This is a genomic window from Halobacteriovorax sp. JY17, assembly GCF_002753895.1.
Taxonomy (GTDB): domain Bacteria; phylum Bdellovibrionota; class Bacteriovoracia; order Bacteriovoracales; family Bacteriovoracaceae; genus Halobacteriovorax.
In genome coordinates this window covers 50,080-70,870 of the sequence record NZ_NJER01000003.1, presented here as the reverse complement: position 1 = coordinate 70,870, position 20,791 = coordinate 50,080, and the positions used below count along the sequence as shown (strand labels likewise).

The window sequence follows — 20,791 nt, the reverse complement described above, 5'->3', positions numbered from 1 at the left end:
TCCTTAATTTAAATCAACGCCAAATCTTAGTGCTTGGATTCCTGGTAAGCTTCCTTCTTCAATAAATTCAAGAGAGGCTCCACCACCAGTTGAAACGTGTGACATTTTATCAAAGAGGCCAGATTTTCTAACAGCACTTACTGAATCTCCTCCACCAACAAGTGTGAAGGCATTTTCCATTTCACTTAGAGTTGTTGCAATGGCCATTGTTCCATTAGCAAAGTCTTCATTTTCAAAAAGTCCCATTGGACCATTCCAGAGAACAGTCGCAGCACCAGCTAGCTTTTGTCTATAGAGATCAATTGTTTTTGGTCCAATATCTAATCCCATTTTTCCATCAGGGATTGCAACATTGTCACAATTCTCAGGCGCTCCGCCAAATTCACTTGAAACAATGTGATCAACAGGAAGAACAACTTTACTTCTACTTGAGCCTGTCAGAATTCTCTTCGCTAGAGCAACATCGTTTTGAGAGCAAAGCGAGTTCGCTACTTCATGACCTTGAGCTACGAGAAAAGGGTAGGCCATAGCACCACCAATAATGAGGTGGTCAACATTAACAATGAGTCTTTCTATAATTTTAATCTTGTCTGAAACTTTTGCTCCACCAACGATCGCCACAAAAGGAGACTTTGGAGAGTTTACGATTTTTGAAAGAGCTTGAATCTCTTTCTTGATTAGAAATCCACCGTAAGCTTTATTTTTAAAGTAAGCATTAATTGTATATGCCGAAGCATGTTTTCTGTGTGCAACACCAAAGGCATCGTTCACATAAATGTCTGCGTAGCTAGCGAGGGCCTTTGCAAACTCTGCAGAGCCAGCTTCTTCTTCAGGATGAAAACGTAAGTTCTGTAAGAGAATAACTCGCGATTCATTTAAAGTAAGAAGAGTTTTAATTCCTCTATCAAGGCATGATTCTGTAAGAATAACGTCTTCTCTGAGTTTGTTGGCTAGGTAAGTTGCAACAGGTTCAAGAGAGTAGTCTTCATTTACTTTGCCTTTTGGGCGCCCAAGGTGACTCATAAGAATAAGCTTCTTAACACCTCTCTCTAGGAGATAGTTAATAGTCTCAAGGGCCATATCAATTCTTGTTGAGTCTGTAATCTTTGAGCGATCAGACTTATCTAGAGGAACATTGAAATCAAAGCGAGCAATAACGACTTTGTCTTTTAGTTCTTCATTAAGTTCATCAATAAAGTGTATCGCCATTAGAGTTTCTTCCCAATGAATATAGTTAAATCAATAACTCTGTTTGAGAAACCAGCTTCATTATCATACCAAGTGACAACTTTTACATTTGTTCCATTTAGAACATTTGTAAGACTTGCATCTAGACAAGATGATTCTCTCATTCCCATGTAATCAACTGAAACAAGTTCTTCTTCTTCGTAACCAAGAATACCTTTGAGAGGTCCGTTAGCGGCTTCTTTAAGGGCTGCATTTACTTCTGCGATTGTAACTTCTTTTTTAAGAGTTACATTTAAATCAACAAGTGAAACGTTTGGTGTAGGTACTCTAATTGCAAAACCATCAAGCTTCCCACTTAATTCAGGAATTACAAGTCCTACTGCTTTTGCAGCTCCAGTAGTTGTAGGAATCATAGAAACTGCTGCGGCCCTTGCTCTTCTCTTATCAGAGTGAGAAGAATCTAAAATATTTTGATCACCTGTGTATGAGTGAACAGTAGTCATAAAACCACTTTCAACACCAAAGGCATCATTTAAAACTTTTGCCACTGGAGCAAGACAGTTTGTTGTACAACTTGCATTAGAAACAATGTGATGATTTTCATTATCATATTGATCGTTATTAATACCCATAACGAATGTTCCATCAAGGTCTTTACCTGGAGCACACATGATAACTTTCTTAACCGTACCGCTTAAGTGTTTTCCAAGACCTTTCTTATCTTTGAAAATACCTGTCGCATCGATAACGATATCAACTTTGTCATGAGACCAAGGAATTTCTGTTGGATCATAGTACTTATGAAAAGTAATACTTGATCCATTAATATTTAATATATGTCCGTCTTGAATAGAGACTTCACCGTCGAATCTTCCGTGAATTGAATCGTATTTAATTAGGTGAACATAGTCTTCTGGATGACCAGGACTATTCACAGCTACAATTTCAAATTCTTCGATACCACGGTTGAAAAATTCTCTTAGAATTGTACGACCAATTCTTCCCATACCGTTGATTCCAACTCTTACTTTGGACATAGTGACTCCGCGTTATATTAAGGTGTTATAATGTTTAGGACTATGCCATAAATACATGGTCTTGGGTAGTTCTTTGATGAATAGTTGAATAAAACACTTAGGGGGAAAGAGGTTACTTTTTCTTAGGTGCGTCAATCTCTTTTTCTCTGTAAAATAAAGTCAATGAAAACTGAAACTGGCGTTCGCCACTACAAATCTCACCATGATTATCTTCAAAATAGAGGAAAGCAAGTAGGTAAACTCCTTTCAAAGGAAGTTGTGGATCCAAAGCTAGGAGAAGTTGCAGATAAGGTTGAGTTGTCTGAGGCCTCAAAAGATAAGAAAGTAGATCTTAAAGATAAGGTGAAAGAGAATCTCAAGCAAAATGGAAGAGAGTTGAAGGGGGCTTCAAAGCATTTGTTGGCCGATGCAGCTAGTGTTGCAAAGAATGCATTTGAAATGCCTGGCCTTGGAACGGCGGTGGATCTAGTGTCGTCAATTCTTCCTGATAGTAAAGTCGTAGAGGAAGTAAAAGAAGTTGTCGCTCCAAAAGAAGAATTAGGAATAAAAGATGGGGCGAGAGTTATTTTCGTAAGTGGATTACATCTTGCTGGAATAAGCTCTGATGATGAGGGGCTTGCTGCCATGGCGAAAGAGTTAGAAGGGGCAGAGCATTTTAGTTGGAAAGATGAAGAGAAAATAATTTCTGAAATTAAAAGTACACCTAAGAATGAACCTGTTGTTTTGATCGGTCACTCTCTTGGTGGTGATGCTGTTGTGAATATCTCCAATAAATTAAATACTTTTGCTAATGGATTTAGAAAAGTTGATTTACTTGTAACATTAGATTCTGTGGGCTTTGATAATGATATTATTCCAAAGAACGTAAAAAAGAATATAAATTACATTGGTGATAAAGACGCTTTCTTTAATGACGGGCCAAATATAGCGAGAGATAATTCAAAGACTGAAGTTATTAATAACCTAAGGCGTGAGTCGCATACGGAGATAGATGACTCTTCTGAAGTTAGAGAGACAATACACAATGAAATTTCAAGTATACTAACTCAGAAATCTAAAGAGAATGAGCAAACAGAATTAATGAAGAGTTTTCTAGCTAAGATGATGTCTCATCCAAATGCAATGGATCTTTTGAAGTAGAATATATTTACTTACACTCTTCTATTGGAGCATTAGAAAAAGCAATTGCTCCTTCATCAAAATCTAAGGTCAAGCAAACAGGTCTTCGCTCATCTTGTGATTGGTAGAGAAATTCATGGGCAGCGTAACACTGCTCAAAGTCTAGATGGAAACTTCTTTTAACTTCATCTCCAGCAGATATATCTTTATAGACAACTAATTGATGAAAAAAGCTCTGACAATCTAGAATAATTTTTGGATACTCAAAAACTTTAAGTTCAAACATAGCTTCAAACTCAGTATCTATGTAGCTATGAACAGGTAACGATTCACTCTTAGCGAGGATATTACTTGATATAAGAACTAGGATAATAGTTAAGTATGTTTTTCTCATACCTAACTATTCGGATGGGTTTTTATTTTAATGAGGAAAAAATTGCCTTTCTAGAGAGAATTACTCGTGCATATTTTCAATAATCCACTTGTAGAAATCATAAGCGAAAGGGTTTTCTGAAATATCGCTCATGGTCTTAATTGTGAGACCTGTATAGTTTGCATTTTGAATAGCATTCCAAATATTATCCCATGCCTTATTCGAACCCAGAACGTTTACAGATTGATTTTGTCCTAGAATTCCAAGGTTAGATTCTTTGGCGAGTTTGGAGATTTCAAAAGCTAGATTTGGAGTAGATTCTTCGTCACCTTTTTCAGCTTTTACTGAAGTCATTTCAATTGCTGTTAAATGCAAGTTAAAGAAACCAAACTTAGTTAATGTTGCGGCTTCTTTTAATCCTGCGACGATATGCTCATAACCAGAAGCCAATTTTCCTGCTCCCCAGATATCGTCACTTGATCTTATAAGGCCTGCATTTAACTCCGTGACTCTCTTTGCTTCTGGATTTGAAGACCAAAGAGATCCAGGAATAACAGCTCCTATTGGAGTATTTATAAAAGAAGAGTTATCACTATTTAGAACTCTTATAGCAGTTGTTAAAATTATTACACCGTGCTCAACTAGAGAAGTATTATACCAATCATAGAAATCTTTTCCGTAAGAACTCTTATACTCCTGGGTGGAAAAGAAGTGCTGACTCATAGGTGGTTGAATATCTTTAATTGCTTCTAACTCAACTTCCCAAGCAGCATTTACATTATCAATTGTTTTATATTTAGATTTAATAAATGATCTAAATGATTCTTTTGCAAGGTTTGAATAAGCTTGAGGCTTACTCTCATCAAGGTTGTTAATTGGGTAGCGAAGCTCTCCGCTTGGCCCAAGTGAAATTATAATTTCTAAAATATTTGAGTTTAGATTGTTGAAATTGTCAGCGAAGGATTGAATAAATTCTTTGTATTCAGTGGCGACAAGGTCCGTGGCCCAAAATGAAATGAATTCATTAGAAATAGTACCGTCATCAGAAATAAATTTTAAATCGTTTATATCTTCTACGCTTCCATTATTCTTATACTTATTCCAAACCCATTTTGGTAATTCAATATTGCAATTTTCTTTTTCATCGCGGCAGCTATTAAATGAGATAATAGGGGACCACTTCATTTCTTTATCTATTATTATTTGAGAAAGTTTCTTGTAGTAACTCCAGTCAAATTGATTATCTTGAACTTCAACTTGAGACCACCAAATATGAGTAGAGATAGATTGGATACCAAGTTCTTTCATTTTTTCTAGATCGCTCTCGAACTTTGCCCACTGATCTCTATTTTTTTCGGCATCAGATGTTTGCCCAACAAGATTAGGCGCCAAGACGTTGGCCGAGAACACTTTGGCGTGAGTTATATTAAAGAGGCCTAGGGCCATTAGTGTAATTAAAAATTTAATCGCATTTCTCATACTAAAATCCTACTTCTGTTGGAGAGATGCGTCATTTTAGCAGAATTAGAAGAAGACTAAAGGGAGTGTGTATAATGTATATGAGAGTAATGTATTGAAATTACAGGGATAGGCAGTCTTTTGAATTTTGATAGCAGGTTTTTAGAACAGTTTCGAGCTCGACTTCTTTAATTTCTGCAACTTTTTCGGCAATAAAGGGGAGATAGTAGGGAGCATTTTCTCTACCTCTATAAGGAATAGGTGTTAAGAAAGGTGCATCAGTTTCAAGAAGAATTCTCTCGATTGGGCATACTCTTAAAGTGTCTCGAACATCTTCGGCATTTTTAAAGGTAATAATTCCATTAAATCCAAGATGAAAACCTAAGTCTAGTGCGCAAAGGGCAAGTTCCTTGGTGGAAGTGAAGCTATGAATAACACCCTTTCTCTTCATTCTCGGGGCGTATTCTTTTAGAATTTCCATTGTTTCTTTGTCAGCATCTCTTGTATGAATCACTACAGGCTTTTCAAATTCAATGGCAATCTCTAATTGCTTCTTAAAAACTTCTATCTGTTCTTTGGTTCCAGATTTATTGTAGTGGAAGTCCAGCCCAATTTCTCCGACGGCCTTAACTTTTTGATTTCCTAAATTTGAGCGAATAATTTTCTCGGCCTCATTGCTCCACTCTTTAGCATCGTGTGGGTGAATTCCTTGAGTACAGAAAATATTGTCGTGATTATTTGCAATATCTACAACTGTTTGTAGATTGTTTGGAGAGACTGAGATAGTCATTATTTTTTCAATACCATGAGCAAGAGACTTTGAGAGAAGTTCACTTAATTCTTCTTCCTTTAAGTAATCAAGATGACAATGTGTCTCTATGATTGGAAGTTTAAATATTGGAATCTCTCTACGTTTCTTGCTCATCTATATTTTTACTTTGTTGCTTTCGCTAAAATATCATCAAGGATGATATAGAGTTGATCAAGAGGAAGTACTCCTTCAATCTTAACTCCATTTACTAACATAGTTGGAGTTGAGTTGATATTGAAAGGTTCAGCTCTTGAAATAATTTCTTGTACTTTCTTCTTTGTTTCAGGTGATTGCATACACTCGGATACATTTTCTTTTTTAGCATAATCATTCAGCCATTTCTGAGTGAGAGTTGCTTGATTTTTGAAAATATCATCGTGAACTTTTCCAAACTTACTTGGTAAGCAAGTGGTTAAGTAGGCGGCTTGGCAGGCAAGCGTATGAAGTGGTCTTTGCATCTTTGGGTTACAATTATGATCTAAAGGGTAATACATGTATTGAATATTTATTTTACCTGCATATTTTGAAGCGATAGCATGAGAATTATCAGAAAGGGCCTTACAAGCGGGGCACTGGAAGTCTGAAAAGAATGTGATCTGCAGTGGAGCATCAGTAAAGTTGTCGCTTGCAGAGGCGATTCTAAACTCTGAATCAATTGCAGGTTTTCCAAGATTAGGAAGTTTCCAGTATTGATCAAGTAGAGATGAAGCTATTTGATTGATTTGATTTTCTTTCTGATTGACTGAAAACCAAGTTGTTCCTGAAGTAGCGAGAGTAATTAGAAAATAGAGCACAATTGGCTTCATGCCTATAGACCTGTGTGAGCTATACTTATGGAAAATAAATAGTGCTGCCCAAGAAAGTAGGTAATAGACAGTACACATTGGGCATAGTCCACCAAGAGCAATTAATGAGTATAAAAAGAGAATTAAACATCCAACACCATTAACAAGTAAAATAAGGTGATTGGTTCCTTCGACTTCTTCATTTTTAAATAGAAAACCTGCCATTAAGAATGCGCCGATTAAAACTCCAAATATGGAAATAGGAACACCTGCAATATTAGAGGCCGGAGAGTTGGTTGTCGTATCACAGTTGAAGAAAGAGTTTATATTACACATACCTGAAGCATCAGTAATACTAGTTGGAAACTTTACTCCGAAGTAGTGATTCGTTAAGTAAATTGATACACCAATCATTGCAATAGCGATGGCCCCTAAAATAATATGAGCATTGAAGGGCCCATTTTTGTAGAATGATTTCTTTTCCATTTGTTCTCCTATATTTTTCTTAAGATATTCCAATTTCTTTTTTCTAGGTCACCATTTCTATAACTATAAAAACGAGAATCGTTAAAAGTATCTATTTCGCAGTCAACTATTTCGGCCAGAGGGTAGAACTCTTCGAGTTGATTTATAGCTTCTTTAGACATATCAAATAGTATTCTACCGTTAATCTCTTTAAAATTGTTAGAATTTGGAAAATTCTTTGTAAACTCTAACGAGACTTCATAGCTACCTGCTCTTATGTGTGGTCCAATAAGAATTTTTATTGGATTTAAGTCTCTTATGTCGTCGCTTAAAAGGATTTTATTTTCAAGACCTTTCCAGCCAGCATGTATTAATGCAGTACCACTTTTAGAAATGAAGGCCACGGGAAGACAGTCCGCTGTTTTAATTGCCATTGGAGAGCCATCAAGGGATATAATTCCATCGGCCTCGCTGTCTATGGCTATCTCTTGAAAATTTTTTATGGCGCTGCCGTGGACTTGATCAACACTAATGAGACCTTCTATCTTTGGTCGGTGGTCCCAGACTTCAAATACATATCCCAATGTTTCATATGAGTACTGAGGAAGAATCATTTTAATTTCCATTTAAGTGATGAAGTATCTCTTGAAATATTTTTGGAGGAGGAGATTGGAAGTTCAATTCCTCTTTTGTAATAGGGTGAATAAATCCCAATTCTTTTGCATGTAAGAAGGGATATTCATACTTTCCAATTATTTTAGCTAAGTCAGGTCCAACTCTTTGCAGATGCTCTTTTGGATTTCCGTAGAGAGAGTCACAGAGAATAGGTCTATGCAGTAGTTGACTTAAGTGAACTCTAATTTGATGTGTTCTTCCTGTTTCAAGTTTCAATTCAACATGAGCAATTTTGTCATACTGACATAAGACGCGGTAGTGGGTTAAAGCGTGCTTACCAACTTTAGAATCGATTGACATTTTCAATCTATTTTGAGGATGCCTTCCTATATTTGATTCGAGTTTTCCGCCTGATGGAAAAGACTTTCCCATAGCAATACATTCATACTTTCTTTCGATGTCATGGCTGCTAAAGAGTTCAACAAGGCCCTCATGGCATTTTTGATTCTTGGCAACCACCATTACACCTGAAGTTCCCTTATCGAGACGATGAACAATACCCGGCCTTCTCTGATCTCCAACTCCTTTTAAGTCTTTGCAGTGAAAGAGAATAGCGTTGACCAAGGTTCCTGTGTAATTACCAGGAGCAGGGTGAACAACCATTCCGGCAACTTTATTTACAATGATAAGGTGCTCATCTTCAAAGAGAATATCAAGAGGGATATTTTCGGGCTGAGCATCAGCAGGTGCTGGAGGAGGAACTAGAACATTAATGACTGTTCCTACCTCTGGAAATTTCTTTAATTCAATTTTCTTCTTGGAGTTTTCAGAAGTGATATGCCCTTTTTCATAGAGCATTTTTATAAAAGATCGACTTTGATCTACTAACTTTTCAGAGAGGAATTGATCAAGACGCTTAAAGTTCTCTTTATCCTCCTCAGATATAGTAAAAGTAAATGTTTCACCATCTTGAGGAGTAGGCATAGGTTATCCTTTTAATTCTTTAATTCTATTTAGATATGAAGAAGCAACCATTTCTGGATTTAGCTTTAAGCACTTTGCATATTGATAAACAAAACCTCTAACGTAAACGGTCGCAGGAAGTTTTGTAATTGCTTCATCTTCAATATATTTTAAGTATGTCTTAGAGACCTTTGTCATCTCACTCATTCTAAGAATATCAACATTCTTGTACTCTCTAACTTCCTTTAGAAAGTCTCCTGTATAGTCAATTGTTTGAGTGATTCGTTCTTCCATTTCAGGATTTTCTTGATAATCGAGAGCGAACTTCTTACTTGCAACGATTCTTTTTACATTACCTTCGTTTGGAGTTTTGTCTGTTCCGAGTTGAGCATCAAGCTTAGAGTCTGGAGAATCATTACGTTTGAAATTATCGGAAGCTCTAAGTCTTTCATGATAGTTGAAATCTTTATTAAGCCCACGAGCTTCATCGTATTGTTGTCTCTTCATGGGATCACTAATAATGCTATAAGCTTCTTCGATGAGATTTAGAATTGAGTCACACTCATCTTTAGTCATTAGGGAATAAAGAGCTAGAGAGTCGAGTGAGTAAGCATTCTTAGCCCTAACGTAGCCTTGTTGTATTTCTTCTTGAGAAGCCGTTGGAGGGATCTCGAGAACATCATAATAGTTTTTTTGCTTTTCCAATTATATTACCTCTTCCTTAAGATATATTTAGAAGTCTATGAACAATTTTATCAAAATTATTAACTAGAGCAGAATTAGGGAATTCCATAAGTAGAGGTTTTCTTCGTTTTACACTTTGCCAAACAGTGGCGTCGTAATCGAGAAATCCAACATAGTCTAAATTGATTCCAAAGTATTTTCTACAAATGATTTTCATTGAAAAGCCAATGTCTATATCGGCCTGTGTTCTTACTTGATTAATTATGAGTTTAGGAGAAAGTCTTTCAATCTCCATCTTAAGCTTGTGCCCAATTTCTGGATTGATTTCAATTACTCTTGAGATTAAATCTGCAGGAGTGGAGTTCTGTGAAATTTTGGCGTTCATGGCCTGGTCAATGAGTGGGCCGACCTCTAAGAGGTCTTCAACCATATTTAATTTTCTATGGTAAATACTTTTGATAAATCGATATGTATTTTCAATACTCGTTGGCTCTGGCAGTGCTGTTAGAATTCCTTGATCTGCAGAGATGAAGAAGTCCAGTGTATTAAATGTAGTTCCAGCACCTAAGTCAAAGAGCACGTAGTCAGCATCAAGGGAAGTGACCTTACTTATGATCTTGGCCTTTTGCATTTGTTTTAAGTTTGCAATACCTACATCATCTTGAGCGCCACTAATTATTGATAGATTTGGAATTGGTGTCTGAGTAACAACTTCGCTCAAGTCTCTCACTTTCTTTGTTAGATAATCTGAAAGGGTTCTCTCTGGAATTGGCATTCCTAGACATGTGTGTAAGTTGGCTCCACCTAAATCTAGGTCAATAGTTACAACTTTATACCCCATAAGCGCTAAACAAATAGAGAGGTTTGCTGTAACTAAGCTCTTTCCAACGCCACCTTTTCCGCCACCAATGGCCCAGATTTTTGTTTTTCGCGTTGAGTCTAATATGTCGTGAACATCTTGTGTTGTATTTTGCATATATTTTTCTATCCCTGAAAATTCTCTTAATTATAGAAAAGAAATTTCAATATGTAAGGCTTTATGTGGTTTAAATCGTGTCTTTAGTTAAGTTTTTATAAGTAAATACAAATAGTTGAATGTTTTGCTGAGGTATAGACAGTCTAAGTAATGGTCGCTAGACTGCATTCGATTTAGAGGAGGTCTCTTATGAGTACAGATATTAGAAGTACGTTGGCATTGCGCTCTGAAATTCATCTAACAAGAAAGTTGTGGCATATGGGAACTGGCCTAGTCGGTCTTTCTGTTCATAATCAATTTGGGTTAGCCACTTCTCAGACAGGAATGTTTCTACTTATATTGGGTATTGCTGCTCTATTAGTTGAATTTGTAAGATTAAACTTCTCATCAGTGAATACAATTGTCTTAAAATTTATGAAACCATTTATGCGTGAATCAGAGAGGAATTCTTTGAGTGGATTTCCATTCTATGCTCTTGGGGCTGCCATTTCTCTTCTGCTCTTTGAGGAGAAGGTCGCGATTCTATCTATCTTATTTCTTATTTTCGCTGATCCTATAAGTTCTTTTGTCGGAATTCTTTATGGAAAAGATAAAATCATTTCAAATAAATCAGTTCAAGGTTGTGTGGCAGGATTTTTAGTTTGTTATATTTTAACTTTTGGATACGGAAGCTATTTCTATAAGCCAGGTGTAGATCTCTTGGTCTTTAGTATTTTGGCCGGGGCTATTGGAGCACTTTCAGAGCTGTGTAGTGTTCTCTTTGATGACAACTTAACAATTCCTGTTCTTTCAGGTTTAGGTTTAACTATTGTTAATTTAGTTATTCCAATTTTCTAATGTGCTATACGAGAGGTTTTTTCAATCTCCTCGTATCTCTTTATTGCAGAAACAACGATTGAGCTCTCTTCAAATTGAGAGGGCTTTTCAAAGAGTGAATTTAAAAGTTGAACTCTTTCAAAGAGGGAATTATTCTCTAGGAGAAGTTGTCTTAGATCAGGATCTTGTACTAAGAACATACAAATATAATCTATAACATGATAAATACTAGTAAGAGAGTTTGTAAAAGTCTCTCTTTCAAATGAATCTAAAATATTTATTTCTAACCAATTATCTAATAATTTTTTCAAATTTTGAATTTGAGGTCCGTGAAGTTTTTCAGATTCAATTCTGTCACAATATATTTCGGCCTGATAGATAAGATAGGGAAGGTTTTGCTCAATATTCAAGAGACGAACTCTGCCAATTGCCTTGATGAGAACTTTTAAAGTCCCATCAATATTTTCTTCTAAGATAATAGGTCTACCGTAACCACAAATTGTAGAGGGGGAGTATCGACCTCTGAGGCTATGTCTATCAATCTCAAAGGCCTTACTGATGGCCAAGGGAGTATTTTCTTTAATACAGGTTTTGATCATATCTATATAAACAGGCTCTAAAATATAAATAGGTAGAGATGTTCTAGCGTAGAGAACAACATTTGGAATAGGTAGAACGGGAAGTTTTAAAGTTTCCATGTGTTATTTTAACCCGTGATTTTGAATACAAAGTGAAGACTTGGTATATTCTTCTTTTTTCAGCATGTTAGGGAAGAAATGAAAAATAGAAGTAAGAAAAAAAGCTCATAAAAGTGACAAGAAATCATGTTATCAGTATCATGATATTAAGAGGTTATAAATGAAGTCTATTATCCCTTTGAAACCACATGCTTCCCATAAAGTTTGGGGAGGGTCGCTGCTTTCAAGTATAAAAAATATTGAAGTGAGCGAAGGCCAAGATCCAGTTGGAGAGACTTGGGAAATTTCAGCACATAAAGACGGGCCATCACTGAGTAGTTACGGACCACTTAATGAAGTTTCAAATCTAGAAGAAATTCCTTATCTCGTTAAACTTATTGATACATCAGAAAATCTATCTGTTCAGGTTCACCCAGGGGATGAGTATGCTCAAAAATTTGAAAACTCAAAAGGGAAATCCGAATGCTGGGTTATTCTAGACGCTAAGGAAGGAGCAGGAATATATCTTGGGTTGAAAAATGGGATCACGAAAAATTCTTTGAAAGAATCTTTAGAAAAAAAAGAAGATCTCTCCCTTTCTTTAAAATTCTATCCAGTCAGTAGAGGGGACTTCTTCTATGTTCCCGCAGGAACAATTCATGCAATTGGAAAAGATGTATTTCTAGCTGAAGTTCAGCAGTGCTCTGATATTACTTATAGAGTTTGGGATTGGAATAGACTTTGGGATGGGAATAAGTCTGGTAAAAACGGTGAGGCAAGAGAGTTGCACATTGATAAGTCTCTCGATGTTATCCGATTTGATGAGGAATTTAATCATCCTCTAAATTTTAAAATTCAAAATAATATATTTGCTAATGATCTAAAACTTCTAGAACTCAGTGATTTTGAGTTATATAGCTATAATAAAGTGGAAGAGTCTGAATTAGAATTAAGCTTTGGAGAAAGAATCTCTTCTATACTTGTGTTAGAAGGAGAGATTTCCATTAAGCGTAATTCTGAGAAATATTTACTAAGACAATATGAAGCAGCACTAATGCCTCTTGAAGGTACTAATAATTTTAAAGTTTCTGGGAAAGGAATTTTTCTCGTTATTAAGTAGGAGAAGCTTATGAAGAAAATCCTCTTATTACTTTCTCTAGCATTATTATTTTCGTGTCAGAAGAAGTCCGAAGTTGTCTACGATGGTGAGAGGGTTTCTATAAGGCCAACACCGTCTGGAGTTACTGATATCGATCCAATTATTTGGAAGGCCGGAATCCTTCGAAATATCACAATCTCTAGGGGCGTACAGGTTACATTCTCTTTTCCTCAGTTTGAATCGAAAGACCTTCGCTTCTTTGTAGATAAATTTGGCGTTGATAGTTGGATTGTAAAAGTTAAGAGAAAGGGAATGATGAGAAATGAAACAATTGGTTATCTCTATGTTCCAATTATTTTACCTGGACAGAAGAATGCCATGAGAATTAATCAGCTTAAAAAAGGAAGCTTTAGAATTCTCTATTCAGCTTCAACTGTATCGGCGAGATTTGCTAACTTTCCGTGTCCTGCTTTTAAGCATGATTACTTAATTGAAAAAGTAGAAATAGGTGATGCAAAACCTTTCTCTTCAAAGCTAAGTCTTTCGCCAGTTGAAGAGGAGAGATTACTTGTGAGAGTAGAAGAGTTTAATTACTCCAATACATCTTTAAACGGTGGAACAGAGCTTAGAGGAGATTATTACGTCGATATAGCTTTTTATAACAAAGAGAGAAAAACAAAACTTTCTAATTTTATAGAGCTTAATGGAATGGCGAAAGTTGTACGTGAAAAATCCATACCCCTTACAGGTTGTGAAAACTACAAAATCCCTCCGAGGATGGAAGGTGGGGACAGCATGAATCAATTTAAATGGAATAATTAAAAATTAACAAAAAAAAGCCCGCACTTTGCGGGCTTTTTTATCTCTGATAACACGTAAGGGGGTACGTGATCTCATGTCCTTTATTTGTTCTTATTGTTAAGTAATCATTAATTTCTGAGAGCTTATTAACATTTCCGATATGTATCTCATGTCTTTGTCCCCAGTAGTTTAAGACTTTTGTAAAACCATCTTTCTTATAACTAGTTCTCATCGCATTTGCTGATGCGACCATTCTTCCTTTGTCAGTTTCTTCTAAGAAACTAATCTTATTATTAAATATAACGAAGGACTTCTTCATTCTTGGCGTATGGCATTCAAGCTTAGGGTTAACTGCTGCACGAGCTTGGATTACCTGCATAAATGATAAAGTCAGTAATGTGAAAAAAACTGTTCTTAATGTATTCATTGTAATCTCTCCAGTTGCTATTTCTACTATATATAGAGCAATGATTGTGCCAATTCTTTCTCTCCTTTTTTTAAGAGGTTAGCTATTACTATGTATAAAGTATTTTCAGGGCTGTATAAGAAATAGACACTATTTAGGCTATTTGTTTTCCTTAGAATAAGCTAAAATAGAGAAAATTAATTAAGGGGAATTATGAAAGCTTTGATCGTTATAGGAACGTTACTATTGAATTTAACAATATTTGCCCAAAGTGAGGAAGTTCTTAGAATTTCTGGAAAGTTTGTGACTAAGAAGGGAATACAAGGGGTAGATACTGATCTCTATTTTAGAATTAAGGATAAAGCGGGAAAGAGCTATGCTTACCCTGTTCGCATTAGTGATAGTAAATTAAAAGCCAGTATTCAAAAGAATATGAAGAAAACATATACGATTGAAGCTATCGCAAAACAAAAGAATATAAAGATAAATGAGACAAGCCGATTTGTTCACATCTTAGATGTTAAATCTGCAACAACTTTTGAACTAAAGAGTCTAGGGATAAGTGATGAGGATGATGTAAATAGAGAGCCTGATATTCCTTACTATGATAGAGAGAACCCTGCAAATTCAAAAGGTGGTTATCGTGTTTCAGATAAAGCCGCTAACTCAATTATCTTTGCTGCAGGTGCTGCACTATTAGGTGCTCTAATTGTTAAGTAGTAATCGATTTTATTGTCCGTGTAATTTCTTTATAGTGCAGACACTTTACTAGATTAAAGTTTCAGTCTGCGCTATAAGTGCTCATTCAAAATTTTTATGTAAGTTGATGGGATGGCCACGCTCCTTTATTGGGGCAGGTTCTATAGTTGTGTTGGTTTCCTATTTGTGTTGTGTCTAGAGGGCCATATTCGTCGACTTTTAAATATATAGGCCCCCAGAAATGGGGGCCATTTTTTTATCCTAAATACTCCAATTGTCATATACAGAAAATCAGTACTTTGAAATAAGTATCTCAATCTAGCAGTAAGGGGGAGATTGACCTTCCTTTTTTTTGCTCTAGAGTGTTAAAATAAGTAATAATAAATTTCCACTAGGTTGGCCTTCTTGAAAAACTACCAGCAAAAATTAATGATAGTTCCATTATTAATTTCTTTCTTTCTTTCTGCAGTAGCATTCTATCAATTTTTAAAAATTGAAGAGATAGATCAACAGTGGAAGACTTACCTTAAAAGCGTTGATTCAAGAGAAATATATTTTTCAGAATTGAAAGATACGCTAGGATTTGGAGGGGCACATCATGCCTTTAAGAATTATATCTTAAGAGGGGATGAAAAGTATTCAAGAGATGCTAATAACTCTTTAAGTGAAGCTTTGGGGATTCTGAATAAATTAAAAGAAAATCCAACAGTTACTACGGAAGAGCTTTTTTATATTGAGAATATCTACTCAACAATTGAAAAGTATAAGAATAATATTGAAGTTGCCCGTGAATTGAAGAAAAGAAAAGCAAGTATTGAAGCTATCGATTCAAGCGTAAGAGTTGATGATGGTCCGGCCATTGAAGCCTTTAAATGGTTAAGAGAGAATCAGAAGAAATTAAAGAATGAGGCAACGGCTAAAATTCAAGAGAGTGGGGAAGGGGCTAAAGTAGCACTTTTCACAGGGCTTATATTTTCTACCTTATTTATATTCTCCTTAACGTATTATACAAATAAGAAATTAGTTGAAGCTAAGTTAAAGGCCGAGAGCATTGCAAACTTGAAAAGCAATTTCCTTGCAAATATGAGTCATGAAATTAGAACGCCTCTAAATGGGATCATAGGTTTCACTGGAATTCTCTCTGATATAAAACTTCCAGAAGAAGCCAAGGAGCAAGTTAAATATATCCGCGAGTGCGGAGAGAGTTTGGCAGCTATTATTAATGATATTTTAGATTTTTCTAAAATAAGTGCGGGGAAATTAAGTGTCGTAAGATCTAATTTCAATGTAAGAAATTGCGCACGTTCTACAATTCATATTTTTGATCACATCACAACTTCTAGAGGAATTGAACTTAAAGTAGACATAGAAGAAAATGTTCCAGAATTAATTTCAGGAGATTCACTTAGATTAAAACAGGTATTAACAAACTTAATTGGAAATGCTGTTAAGTTCACAGAGAAAGGCTCTATTGAGGTAAAAGTTATATTACTTCAAAAGAGTGATCTTAATATTAAACTTCAATTTTCAATAAGAGATACTGGAATTGGAATTTCAGAAGAAGCTCTATCGAGACTCTTTCTTTCATTTGAGCAGGCTGATGTATCGACGTCAAGAAAGTATGGAGGTACAGGATTAGGGCTTACTATATCTAAGAAATTAATTGAGGCAATGGGGGGAGAGATTCGTGTTGAGAGCGTTGAAGGCAAAGGATCTGAGTTCATTTTTACGATTACCGCCCAATCTCCCACTCCTGTTGTAGAGGTCGCTGAAACTTTAAAGAAGAAACCAATAGAGAGAGCAAATGATAGAAAACGAATTTTAGTAGCTGAGGATAATAAGGTGAATCAGTTACTGGTAAAAAAGCTTTTAGAGAAACTTGGTTATAATAATTATAAAATAGTTGAAAATGGTCAACTTGCAATAGAAGCCTTAAATGAAGAAAGTTTTGATCTGATATTAATGGATATTCAAATGCCTGTTATGGATGGGTACGAAGCAACTAAAACTATAAATAAATATTGGACGACTGAGAAGCGACCTCGGATAATAGCTCTCTCCGCAAATGTAATGGAAGAGGATAAGAGAAAAGCTCGGGAAGTTGGTTTTGATGGTTATATAGAGAAGCCAATTGATATAGAAATTTTTTCCAAAATACTAGATGAGTGTTAATGAGTGATTTATTAAAAGAAGTTTATACAAGAAATTACCTAGAAGAAGTAGCAAGAGAGTTTAAGAGAAATTACAAGTCATTTAACTCTAAGTTATTTATCTCTACTGTTTTGTCTAATGATTGGAAAAAATTAGAACTTAAAATGAGAATGAAGAGAATCACTTTTTCTTTAAATAAAGTTCTTCCTAAAGAGTATGACAAGTCCATTGTCGTACTGACTAAGTCCTCTAAGAAATTTAGTGGTTATCAAGCAATGTTCTTTCCTGATTATGTTGAAACGTATGGGAGAGACTCAGAGAATATTACAAAATCACTTGATGCTTTAGAAGAGCTTACTAAGTATTCATCTTCAGAGTTTGCCATTAGGCCTTTTATTATTGCTGATAAAAATAAAGTCATGAAGAAAATGCTCTCATGGTCTCGCTCTAAGAATTATCACGTGAGAAGACTTTCGAGCGAAGGGTGTCGCTCTCGGCTCCCTTGGGCAGTAGCTCTAAAGAGTTTCAAGGAAGATCCTTCTTTGATTTTGCCAATTCTTGAAAACTTAAAAGACGATCCAGAGCTCTACGTTAGAAAGAGTGTAGCGAATAATTTAAATGATATTAGCAAGGATCACCCAGATTTAGCTCTAGAGATTTCAAAGAAGTGGTATGGGGTTAGTAAAGATACAGACTGGATTGTGAAACACGGACTTAGAACTCTACTTAAGCAGGGAGATCTAAGAGCGTTGAGAATTATTGGTTATAGTGATTCTAAGAATCTAGCTATTCGCAATATAAAAGTAGATGGAAAGGTGAATATTGGTTTGTCTTTGAACTTTTCTTTTGAGCTTAATGTCGCAAAGAAATCAAAAGTAAGACTAGAGTATAAAATTTATTATTTAAAAAGTAATGGAAGTCATAATTCAAAAGTTTTTAAAATCAGTGAGGGAGAATATAGTAAAGGTTCTTATGAGGTTTTAAAAAAGCAAAGTTTTAAAGAAATGACGACCCGTAAGCATTATTCTGGAAAGCACTTTCTCTCAATAGTAGTGAACGGAGAGGAAAGTTCAAAAGTTGAGTTTAGAGTTCTATGAGCTGGTTCGTTTATATTATAGAAACAACATCGGGGAGATTATATACAGGAATCACCACAGATATAGAGAGAAGATTTAAAGAGCATTGCTCGAGTAAGAAAGGAGCAAAGTTCTTTAGATCAAATTCACCAAAGGAAGTTGTTTATTCTGAAGCTTTTGAAAACAGGTCACTTGCTTCAAAGAGAGAGTGGGAGATTAAGCAGTTTAGTAGAGCGAAGAAGTTAGAACTTATTCACTCGTCAATAGGCCCATCGTAAATTTCAATTTTATCTTCATCGTCATTCCATGGATTTTGCAATTCTGATGGAATTGTTGGATCAACTTTATTTTTAAAATTATAGGGACAGTGAGTACAACCACTCTGGCAACAGTGGCCTCTTTCAGTATGGTATTTCTCTGTAAAAACCATTAATCCGTTTTCATTCAGATAGTAGTCTATGTTTTCAGTCAGTTTCTTGCTCATAGATATATAATAGCCTGCGTAAGTTTTTGAGTAAAGCACACAAAAAAGCCTCCGATTCCGGAGGCTAAAACGCGTGTGTATAGAATAAATCTATAAGAGTGAAGTGCTGATATCCATTATTCAGGACAACACTCTTTTAAAGTGTGAGATTTCTACCACCTGAGATTTTGGTAGGCAAGAAAAAAAGTTTAGAATATCCTATAGATTAGGTGAGAAAATTCTGCCAAAGATTACTTATTTAGAAAGATTTTATAAAATCAATATATTACATAAATTTTAATACAGAGGGTCTCATGGAAAGTGTATGGTTTAATCATTATCAAAAAGGTGTGCCACATAGCATTGACACATCATCTTATAACTCAATCCCAGACATTCTTGAGGATGCCTTTTCTAAGTACCCTAATAATCCCAGCTTTCACTGTATGGGTAAGACCCTTACTTATTCTGAGATTGATTTACAAAGTCGAAAGTTTGCTTCGTACTTACAAAATGACTTGAATTTATCTAAGGGCGATAGAGTTGCCCTTATGATGCCAAATATTCTTCAATACCCGGTCGCCCTTTTTGGAGTTTTAAGAGCAGGAATGGTCGCTGTAAATGTTAATCCACTCTATACAGCGAGAGAGTTAGAGCACCAATTAAATGACTCTGGAGCAAAGACTATCGTTATCTTTGAGAACTCTGCTCATATTCTACAAGAAATTATTGCCAACACTGGTGTGGAAAATATTCTGACAACAAAGATTGGAGACATGCTAGGTTTTCCAAAATCAATGATAGTAAACTTTGTTATAAAGAACGTTAAAAAAATGGTCCCTGCTTGGAGTATTTCGGGGACAAAAGATTTTCTTGAATGCGTGAGTGCCGGTGACGAAACGAAATTTATTCGACCAGAGCTCAAGAGAGAGGATACAGCTTTTCTTCAATACACTGGTGGAACAACTGGTGTTTCAAAAGGCGCTGAGCTTATTCATAATAATATCATTGCAAATTTAATGCAGGCAAAGGCTTGGATTTCTCCAGTTACTGAAGATGGTAAGGAAATTATAATTACTCCTCTTCCGCTCTATCATATTTTTAGTTTAACAGCTAACTGTTTTACGTTTTCAACAGTAGGAGCTTTGAATGTTCTTATTACGAATCCAAGAGATATGAAGGGATTTGTAAAAGAATTAAATAAGTGGAAGTTTACTGCTATTACAGGCGTGAACACACTATTTAATGGTCTTTTAAATACACCAGAATTTTCAGAAGTAGATTTTTCTTCTTTAAAGTTAACTCTAGGTGGAGGAATGGCCGTTCAAAAAGCTGTTGCTGAAAAATGGAAGAAGATCACAGGAATCCCTCTCATTGAAGCCTATGGGTTAACTGAGACTTCACCAGCTGCATGTATTAATCCTCTAGACTTAAAGGACTATAATGGAGCGATTGGTTTACCTGTTCCATCAACTGAGGTTGTTATCAAAGATGATGATGGAAAGACTCTTGCTGTAGGTGAAATCGGAGAAATTTGTATTAAGGGACCTCAGGTAATGAAAGGTTACTGGAATAGGCCCGATGAAACTGAAAAAGTTATGACTGATGATGGATTTTTTAAATCTGGTGATATTGGTGTTATGAATGAAGAAGGTTTCTTTAAAATTGTCGATAGAAAGAAAGATATGATTCTCGTTTCAGGCTTTAATGTCTATCCCAATGAAGTTGAAGACGTTGTTTGCTCTAATGAAAAAGTTTTTGAATGTGCCGCTGTTGGATCTCCTGATGAAAAATCTGGAGAAGTTGTAAAGCTATTCGTTGTAAAAAAAGATGATTCACTAACTGAAGAAGAATTAAAGAAATTCTGTAAGGAAAATCTGACAGGTTACAAAGTTCCAAAAATCTATGAGTTCAGAGAAGAGCTTCCAAAGTCTAACGTTGGAAAGATTCTTCGAAAAGATTTAAGAGATTCATAATTAAATCAGGGCCACTTTGAGGCCCTTTTTTATTTCTTTTTTTCTAATTGTAAGTTAGCGCTCTAAGTCATTAATATCCCTTGTTGCGCCGCTGTAAGAAACCATCCACCATTTAAATAAAAGAAAAAATATTTTATTTTCTCTAACTTCCTA

General features: G+C 35.5%; 22 protein-coding genes. 9 read left to right on the top strand and 13 right to left on the bottom strand.

What is annotated here, in order from left to right; genetic code table 11:
* Window positions 1-3: 3 nt before the first annotated feature.
* Entirely contained in the window at window positions 4-1,209 is a 1,206-nt protein-coding gene (locus CES88_RS12685; protein WP_290734930.1) for a phosphoglycerate kinase, read from the bottom strand.
* Window positions 1,209-2,225: a type I glyceraldehyde-3-phosphate dehydrogenase gene (gap, locus tag CES88_RS12680; protein ID WP_290734928.1), complete on the bottom strand. Its 1,017-nt coding sequence runs from the start codon at window positions 2,223-2,225 to the stop codon at window positions 1,209-1,211. Before gap ends, CES88_RS12685 begins: the two co-directional genes overlap by 1 nt.
* Before the next feature lie 162 nt (window positions 2,226-2,387).
* Here gap and CES88_RS12675 point away from each other — a divergent pair, with 162 nt between their 5' ends.
* Entirely contained in the window at window positions 2,388-3,365 is a 978-nt protein-coding gene (locus CES88_RS12675) for a hypothetical protein (protein ID WP_290734926.1), read from the top strand.
* A gap of 7 nt (window positions 3,366-3,372) precedes the next feature.
* Here the strand turns inward: CES88_RS12675 and CES88_RS12670 are convergent, their stop codons facing one another.
* The 8 genes from CES88_RS12670 to CES88_RS12635 all read right to left on the bottom strand — a co-directional run bounded on the left by CES88_RS12670 (window position 3,373) and on the right by CES88_RS12635 (window position 10,474).
* Entirely contained in the window at window positions 3,373-3,738 is a 366-nt protein-coding gene (locus tag CES88_RS12670; RefSeq protein ID WP_290734924.1) for a hypothetical protein, read from the bottom strand.
* Window positions 3,739-3,798: 60 nt separating this feature from the next.
* Window positions 3,799-5,196: a family 14 glycosylhydrolase gene (locus CES88_RS12665; protein WP_290734923.1), complete on the bottom strand. Its 1,398-nt coding sequence runs from the start codon at window positions 5,194-5,196 to the stop codon at window positions 3,799-3,801.
* A gap of 100 nt (window positions 5,197-5,296) precedes the next feature.
* On the bottom strand, window positions 5,297-6,100 hold the full coding sequence (locus CES88_RS12660; RefSeq protein ID WP_290734922.1) for a TatD family hydrolase: 804 nt from the start codon (window positions 6,098-6,100) through the stop codon (window positions 5,297-5,299).
* An 8-nt stretch (window positions 6,101-6,108) separates the two neighbouring features.
* Window positions 6,109-7,257 (bottom strand): thioredoxin domain-containing protein, encoded by a 1,149-nt coding sequence (locus CES88_RS12655; protein WP_290734920.1) that lies wholly within the window; start codon window positions 7,255-7,257, stop codon window positions 6,109-6,111.
* Between the two features lie 8 nt (window positions 7,258-7,265).
* Window positions 7,266-7,862, bottom strand: a complete 597-nt coding sequence (locus tag CES88_RS12650) for a polyphenol oxidase family protein (protein ID WP_290734917.1) — start codon at window positions 7,860-7,862, stop codon at window positions 7,266-7,268.
* Complete coding sequence (locus CES88_RS12645; RefSeq protein ID WP_290734916.1) at window positions 7,852-8,835, bottom strand: RluA family pseudouridine synthase; 984 nt, start codon at window positions 8,833-8,835, stop codon at window positions 7,852-7,854. The genes CES88_RS12650 and CES88_RS12645 overlap by 11 nt, the downstream gene beginning before the upstream one ends.
* Window positions 8,836-8,838: 3 nt before the next feature.
* Complete coding sequence (locus CES88_RS12640) at window positions 8,839-9,519, bottom strand: helix-turn-helix domain-containing protein (protein WP_290734914.1); 681 nt, start codon at window positions 9,517-9,519, stop codon at window positions 8,839-8,841.
* A gap of 16 nt (window positions 9,520-9,535) precedes the next feature.
* Window positions 9,536-10,474: an AAA family ATPase gene (locus CES88_RS12635; protein ID WP_290734912.1), complete on the bottom strand. Its 939-nt coding sequence runs from the start codon at window positions 10,472-10,474 to the stop codon at window positions 9,536-9,538.
* Between the two features lie 189 nt (window positions 10,475-10,663).
* Here CES88_RS12635 and CES88_RS12630 point away from each other — a divergent pair, with 189 nt between their 5' ends.
* Window positions 10,664-11,311 (top strand): hypothetical protein, encoded by a 648-nt coding sequence (locus tag CES88_RS12630; protein WP_290734910.1) that lies wholly within the window; start codon window positions 10,664-10,666, stop codon window positions 11,309-11,311.
* Here CES88_RS12630 and CES88_RS12625 read toward each other — a convergent pair.
* Window positions 11,308-11,988, bottom strand: coding sequence for an LON peptidase substrate-binding domain-containing protein (locus CES88_RS12625; RefSeq protein ID WP_290734908.1), 681 nt, complete (start codon window positions 11,986-11,988; stop codon window positions 11,308-11,310). The two genes, CES88_RS12630 and CES88_RS12625, sit on opposite strands and share 4 nt — an antisense overlap.
* Before the next feature lie 160 nt (window positions 11,989-12,148).
* Here CES88_RS12625 and CES88_RS12620 point away from each other — a divergent pair, with 160 nt between their 5' ends.
* Both CES88_RS12620 and CES88_RS12615 read left to right on the top strand, forming a co-directional pair.
* Entirely contained in the window at window positions 12,149-13,087 is a 939-nt protein-coding gene (locus CES88_RS12620; RefSeq protein ID WP_290734906.1) for a type I phosphomannose isomerase catalytic subunit, read from the top strand.
* Window positions 13,088-13,096: 9 nt separating this feature from the next.
* Entirely contained in the window at window positions 13,097-13,888 is a 792-nt protein-coding gene (locus CES88_RS12615) for a hypothetical protein (RefSeq protein ID WP_290734905.1), read from the top strand.
* A 37-nt stretch (window positions 13,889-13,925) separates the two neighbouring features.
* Here CES88_RS12615 and CES88_RS12610 read toward each other — a convergent pair whose 3' ends face one another.
* On the bottom strand, window positions 13,926-14,294 hold the full coding sequence (locus tag CES88_RS12610) for a hypothetical protein (protein ID WP_290734903.1): 369 nt from the start codon (window positions 14,292-14,294) through the stop codon (window positions 13,926-13,928).
* Window positions 14,295-14,486: 192 nt separating this feature from the next.
* Between CES88_RS12610 and CES88_RS12605 the strand changes: the two genes are divergently transcribed.
* From CES88_RS12605 to CES88_RS12590, 4 genes are all read left to right on the top strand, one after another.
* The gene (locus CES88_RS12605) at window positions 14,487-14,993 is read left to right on the top strand and encodes a hypothetical protein (RefSeq protein ID WP_290734901.1); all 507 of its coding nucleotides are present in this window, start codon (window positions 14,487-14,489) and stop codon (window positions 14,991-14,993) included.
* Window positions 14,994-15,401: 408 nt separating this feature from the next.
* Window positions 15,402-17,144, top strand: a complete 1,743-nt coding sequence (locus tag CES88_RS12600; RefSeq protein WP_290734899.1) for an ATP-binding protein — start codon at window positions 15,402-15,404, stop codon at window positions 17,142-17,144.
* Window positions 17,144-18,220 (top strand): DNA alkylation repair protein, encoded by a 1,077-nt coding sequence (locus tag CES88_RS12595; RefSeq protein ID WP_290734897.1) that lies wholly within the window; start codon window positions 17,144-17,146, stop codon window positions 18,218-18,220. The genes CES88_RS12600 and CES88_RS12595 overlap by 1 nt, the downstream gene beginning before the upstream one ends.
* A complete protein-coding gene (locus CES88_RS12590) occupies window positions 18,217-18,477 on the top strand; it encodes a GIY-YIG nuclease family protein (protein ID WP_290734895.1) in 261 nt (86 codons plus the stop codon). Before CES88_RS12595 ends, CES88_RS12590 begins: the two co-directional genes overlap by 4 nt.
* Here the strand turns inward: CES88_RS12590 and CES88_RS12585 are convergent.
* On the bottom strand, window positions 18,453-18,683 hold the full coding sequence (locus CES88_RS12585; RefSeq protein ID WP_290734894.1) for a DUF5522 domain-containing protein: 231 nt from the start codon (window positions 18,681-18,683) through the stop codon (window positions 18,453-18,455). The genes CES88_RS12590 and CES88_RS12585 overlap by 25 nt on opposite strands.
* Window positions 18,684-18,976: 293 nt before the next feature.
* On the opposite strand from CES88_RS12585, the gene CES88_RS12580 reads away from it, so the two are divergent.
* On the top strand, window positions 18,977-20,638 hold the full coding sequence (locus CES88_RS12580; RefSeq protein WP_290734893.1) for a long-chain-fatty-acid--CoA ligase: 1,662 nt from the start codon (window positions 18,977-18,979) through the stop codon (window positions 20,636-20,638).
* Window positions 20,639-20,791: the final 153 nt, after the last annotated feature.

Bases quoted from the DNA above. Each gene is read 5' to 3' on its own strand.
- CES88_RS12685 (WP_290734930.1), bottom strand. From the start codon at position 1,209: ATGGCGATACACTTTATTGATGAACTTAATGAAGAACTAAAAGACAAA.
- gap (WP_290734928.1), bottom strand. From the start codon at position 2,225: ATGTCCAAAGTAAGAGTTGGAATCAACGGTATGGGAAGAATTGGTCGT.
- CES88_RS12675 (WP_290734926.1), top strand. From the start codon at position 2,388: ATGAAAACTGAAACTGGCGTTCGCCACTACAAATCTCACCATGATTAT.
- CES88_RS12670 (WP_290734924.1), bottom strand. From the start codon at position 3,738: ATGAGAAAAACATACTTAACTATTATCCTAGTTCTTATATCAAGTAAT.
- CES88_RS12665 (WP_290734923.1), bottom strand. From the start codon at position 5,196: ATGAGAAATGCGATTAAATTTTTAATTACACTAATGGCCCTAGGCCTC.
- CES88_RS12660 (WP_290734922.1), bottom strand. From the start codon at position 6,100: ATGAGCAAGAAACGTAGAGAGATTCCAATATTTAAACTTCCAATCATA.
- CES88_RS12655 (WP_290734920.1), bottom strand. From the start codon at position 7,257: ATGGAAAAGAAATCATTCTACAAAAATGGGCCCTTCAATGCTCATATT.
- CES88_RS12650 (WP_290734917.1), bottom strand. From the start codon at position 7,862: ATGGAAATTAAAATGATTCTTCCTCAGTACTCATATGAAACATTGGGA.
- CES88_RS12645 (WP_290734916.1), bottom strand. From the start codon at position 8,835: ATGCCTACTCCTCAAGATGGTGAAACATTTACTTTTACTATATCTGAG.
- CES88_RS12635 (WP_290734912.1), bottom strand. From the start codon at position 10,474: ATGCAAAATACAACACAAGATGTTCACGACATATTAGACTCAACGCGA.
- CES88_RS12630 (WP_290734910.1), top strand. From the start codon at position 10,664: ATGAGTACAGATATTAGAAGTACGTTGGCATTGCGCTCTGAAATTCAT.
- CES88_RS12625 (WP_290734908.1), bottom strand. From the start codon at position 11,988: ATGGAAACTTTAAAACTTCCCGTTCTACCTATTCCAAATGTTGTTCTC.
- CES88_RS12620 (WP_290734906.1), top strand. From the start codon at position 12,149: ATGAAGTCTATTATCCCTTTGAAACCACATGCTTCCCATAAAGTTTGG.
- CES88_RS12615 (WP_290734905.1), top strand. From the start codon at position 13,097: ATGAAGAAAATCCTCTTATTACTTTCTCTAGCATTATTATTTTCGTGT.
- CES88_RS12610 (WP_290734903.1), bottom strand. From the start codon at position 14,294: ATGAATACATTAAGAACAGTTTTTTTCACATTACTGACTTTATCATTT.
- CES88_RS12605 (WP_290734901.1), top strand. From the start codon at position 14,487: ATGAAAGCTTTGATCGTTATAGGAACGTTACTATTGAATTTAACAATA.
- CES88_RS12600 (WP_290734899.1), top strand. From the start codon at position 15,402: ATGATAGTTCCATTATTAATTTCTTTCTTTCTTTCTGCAGTAGCATTC.
- CES88_RS12595 (WP_290734897.1), top strand. From the start codon at position 17,144: ATGAGTGATTTATTAAAAGAAGTTTATACAAGAAATTACCTAGAAGAA.
- CES88_RS12590 (WP_290734895.1), top strand. From the start codon at position 18,217: ATGAGCTGGTTCGTTTATATTATAGAAACAACATCGGGGAGATTATAT.
- CES88_RS12585 (WP_290734894.1), bottom strand. From the start codon at position 18,683: ATGAGCAAGAAACTGACTGAAAACATAGACTACTATCTGAATGAAAAC.
- CES88_RS12580 (WP_290734893.1), top strand. From the start codon at position 18,977: ATGGAAAGTGTATGGTTTAATCATTATCAAAAAGGTGTGCCACATAGC.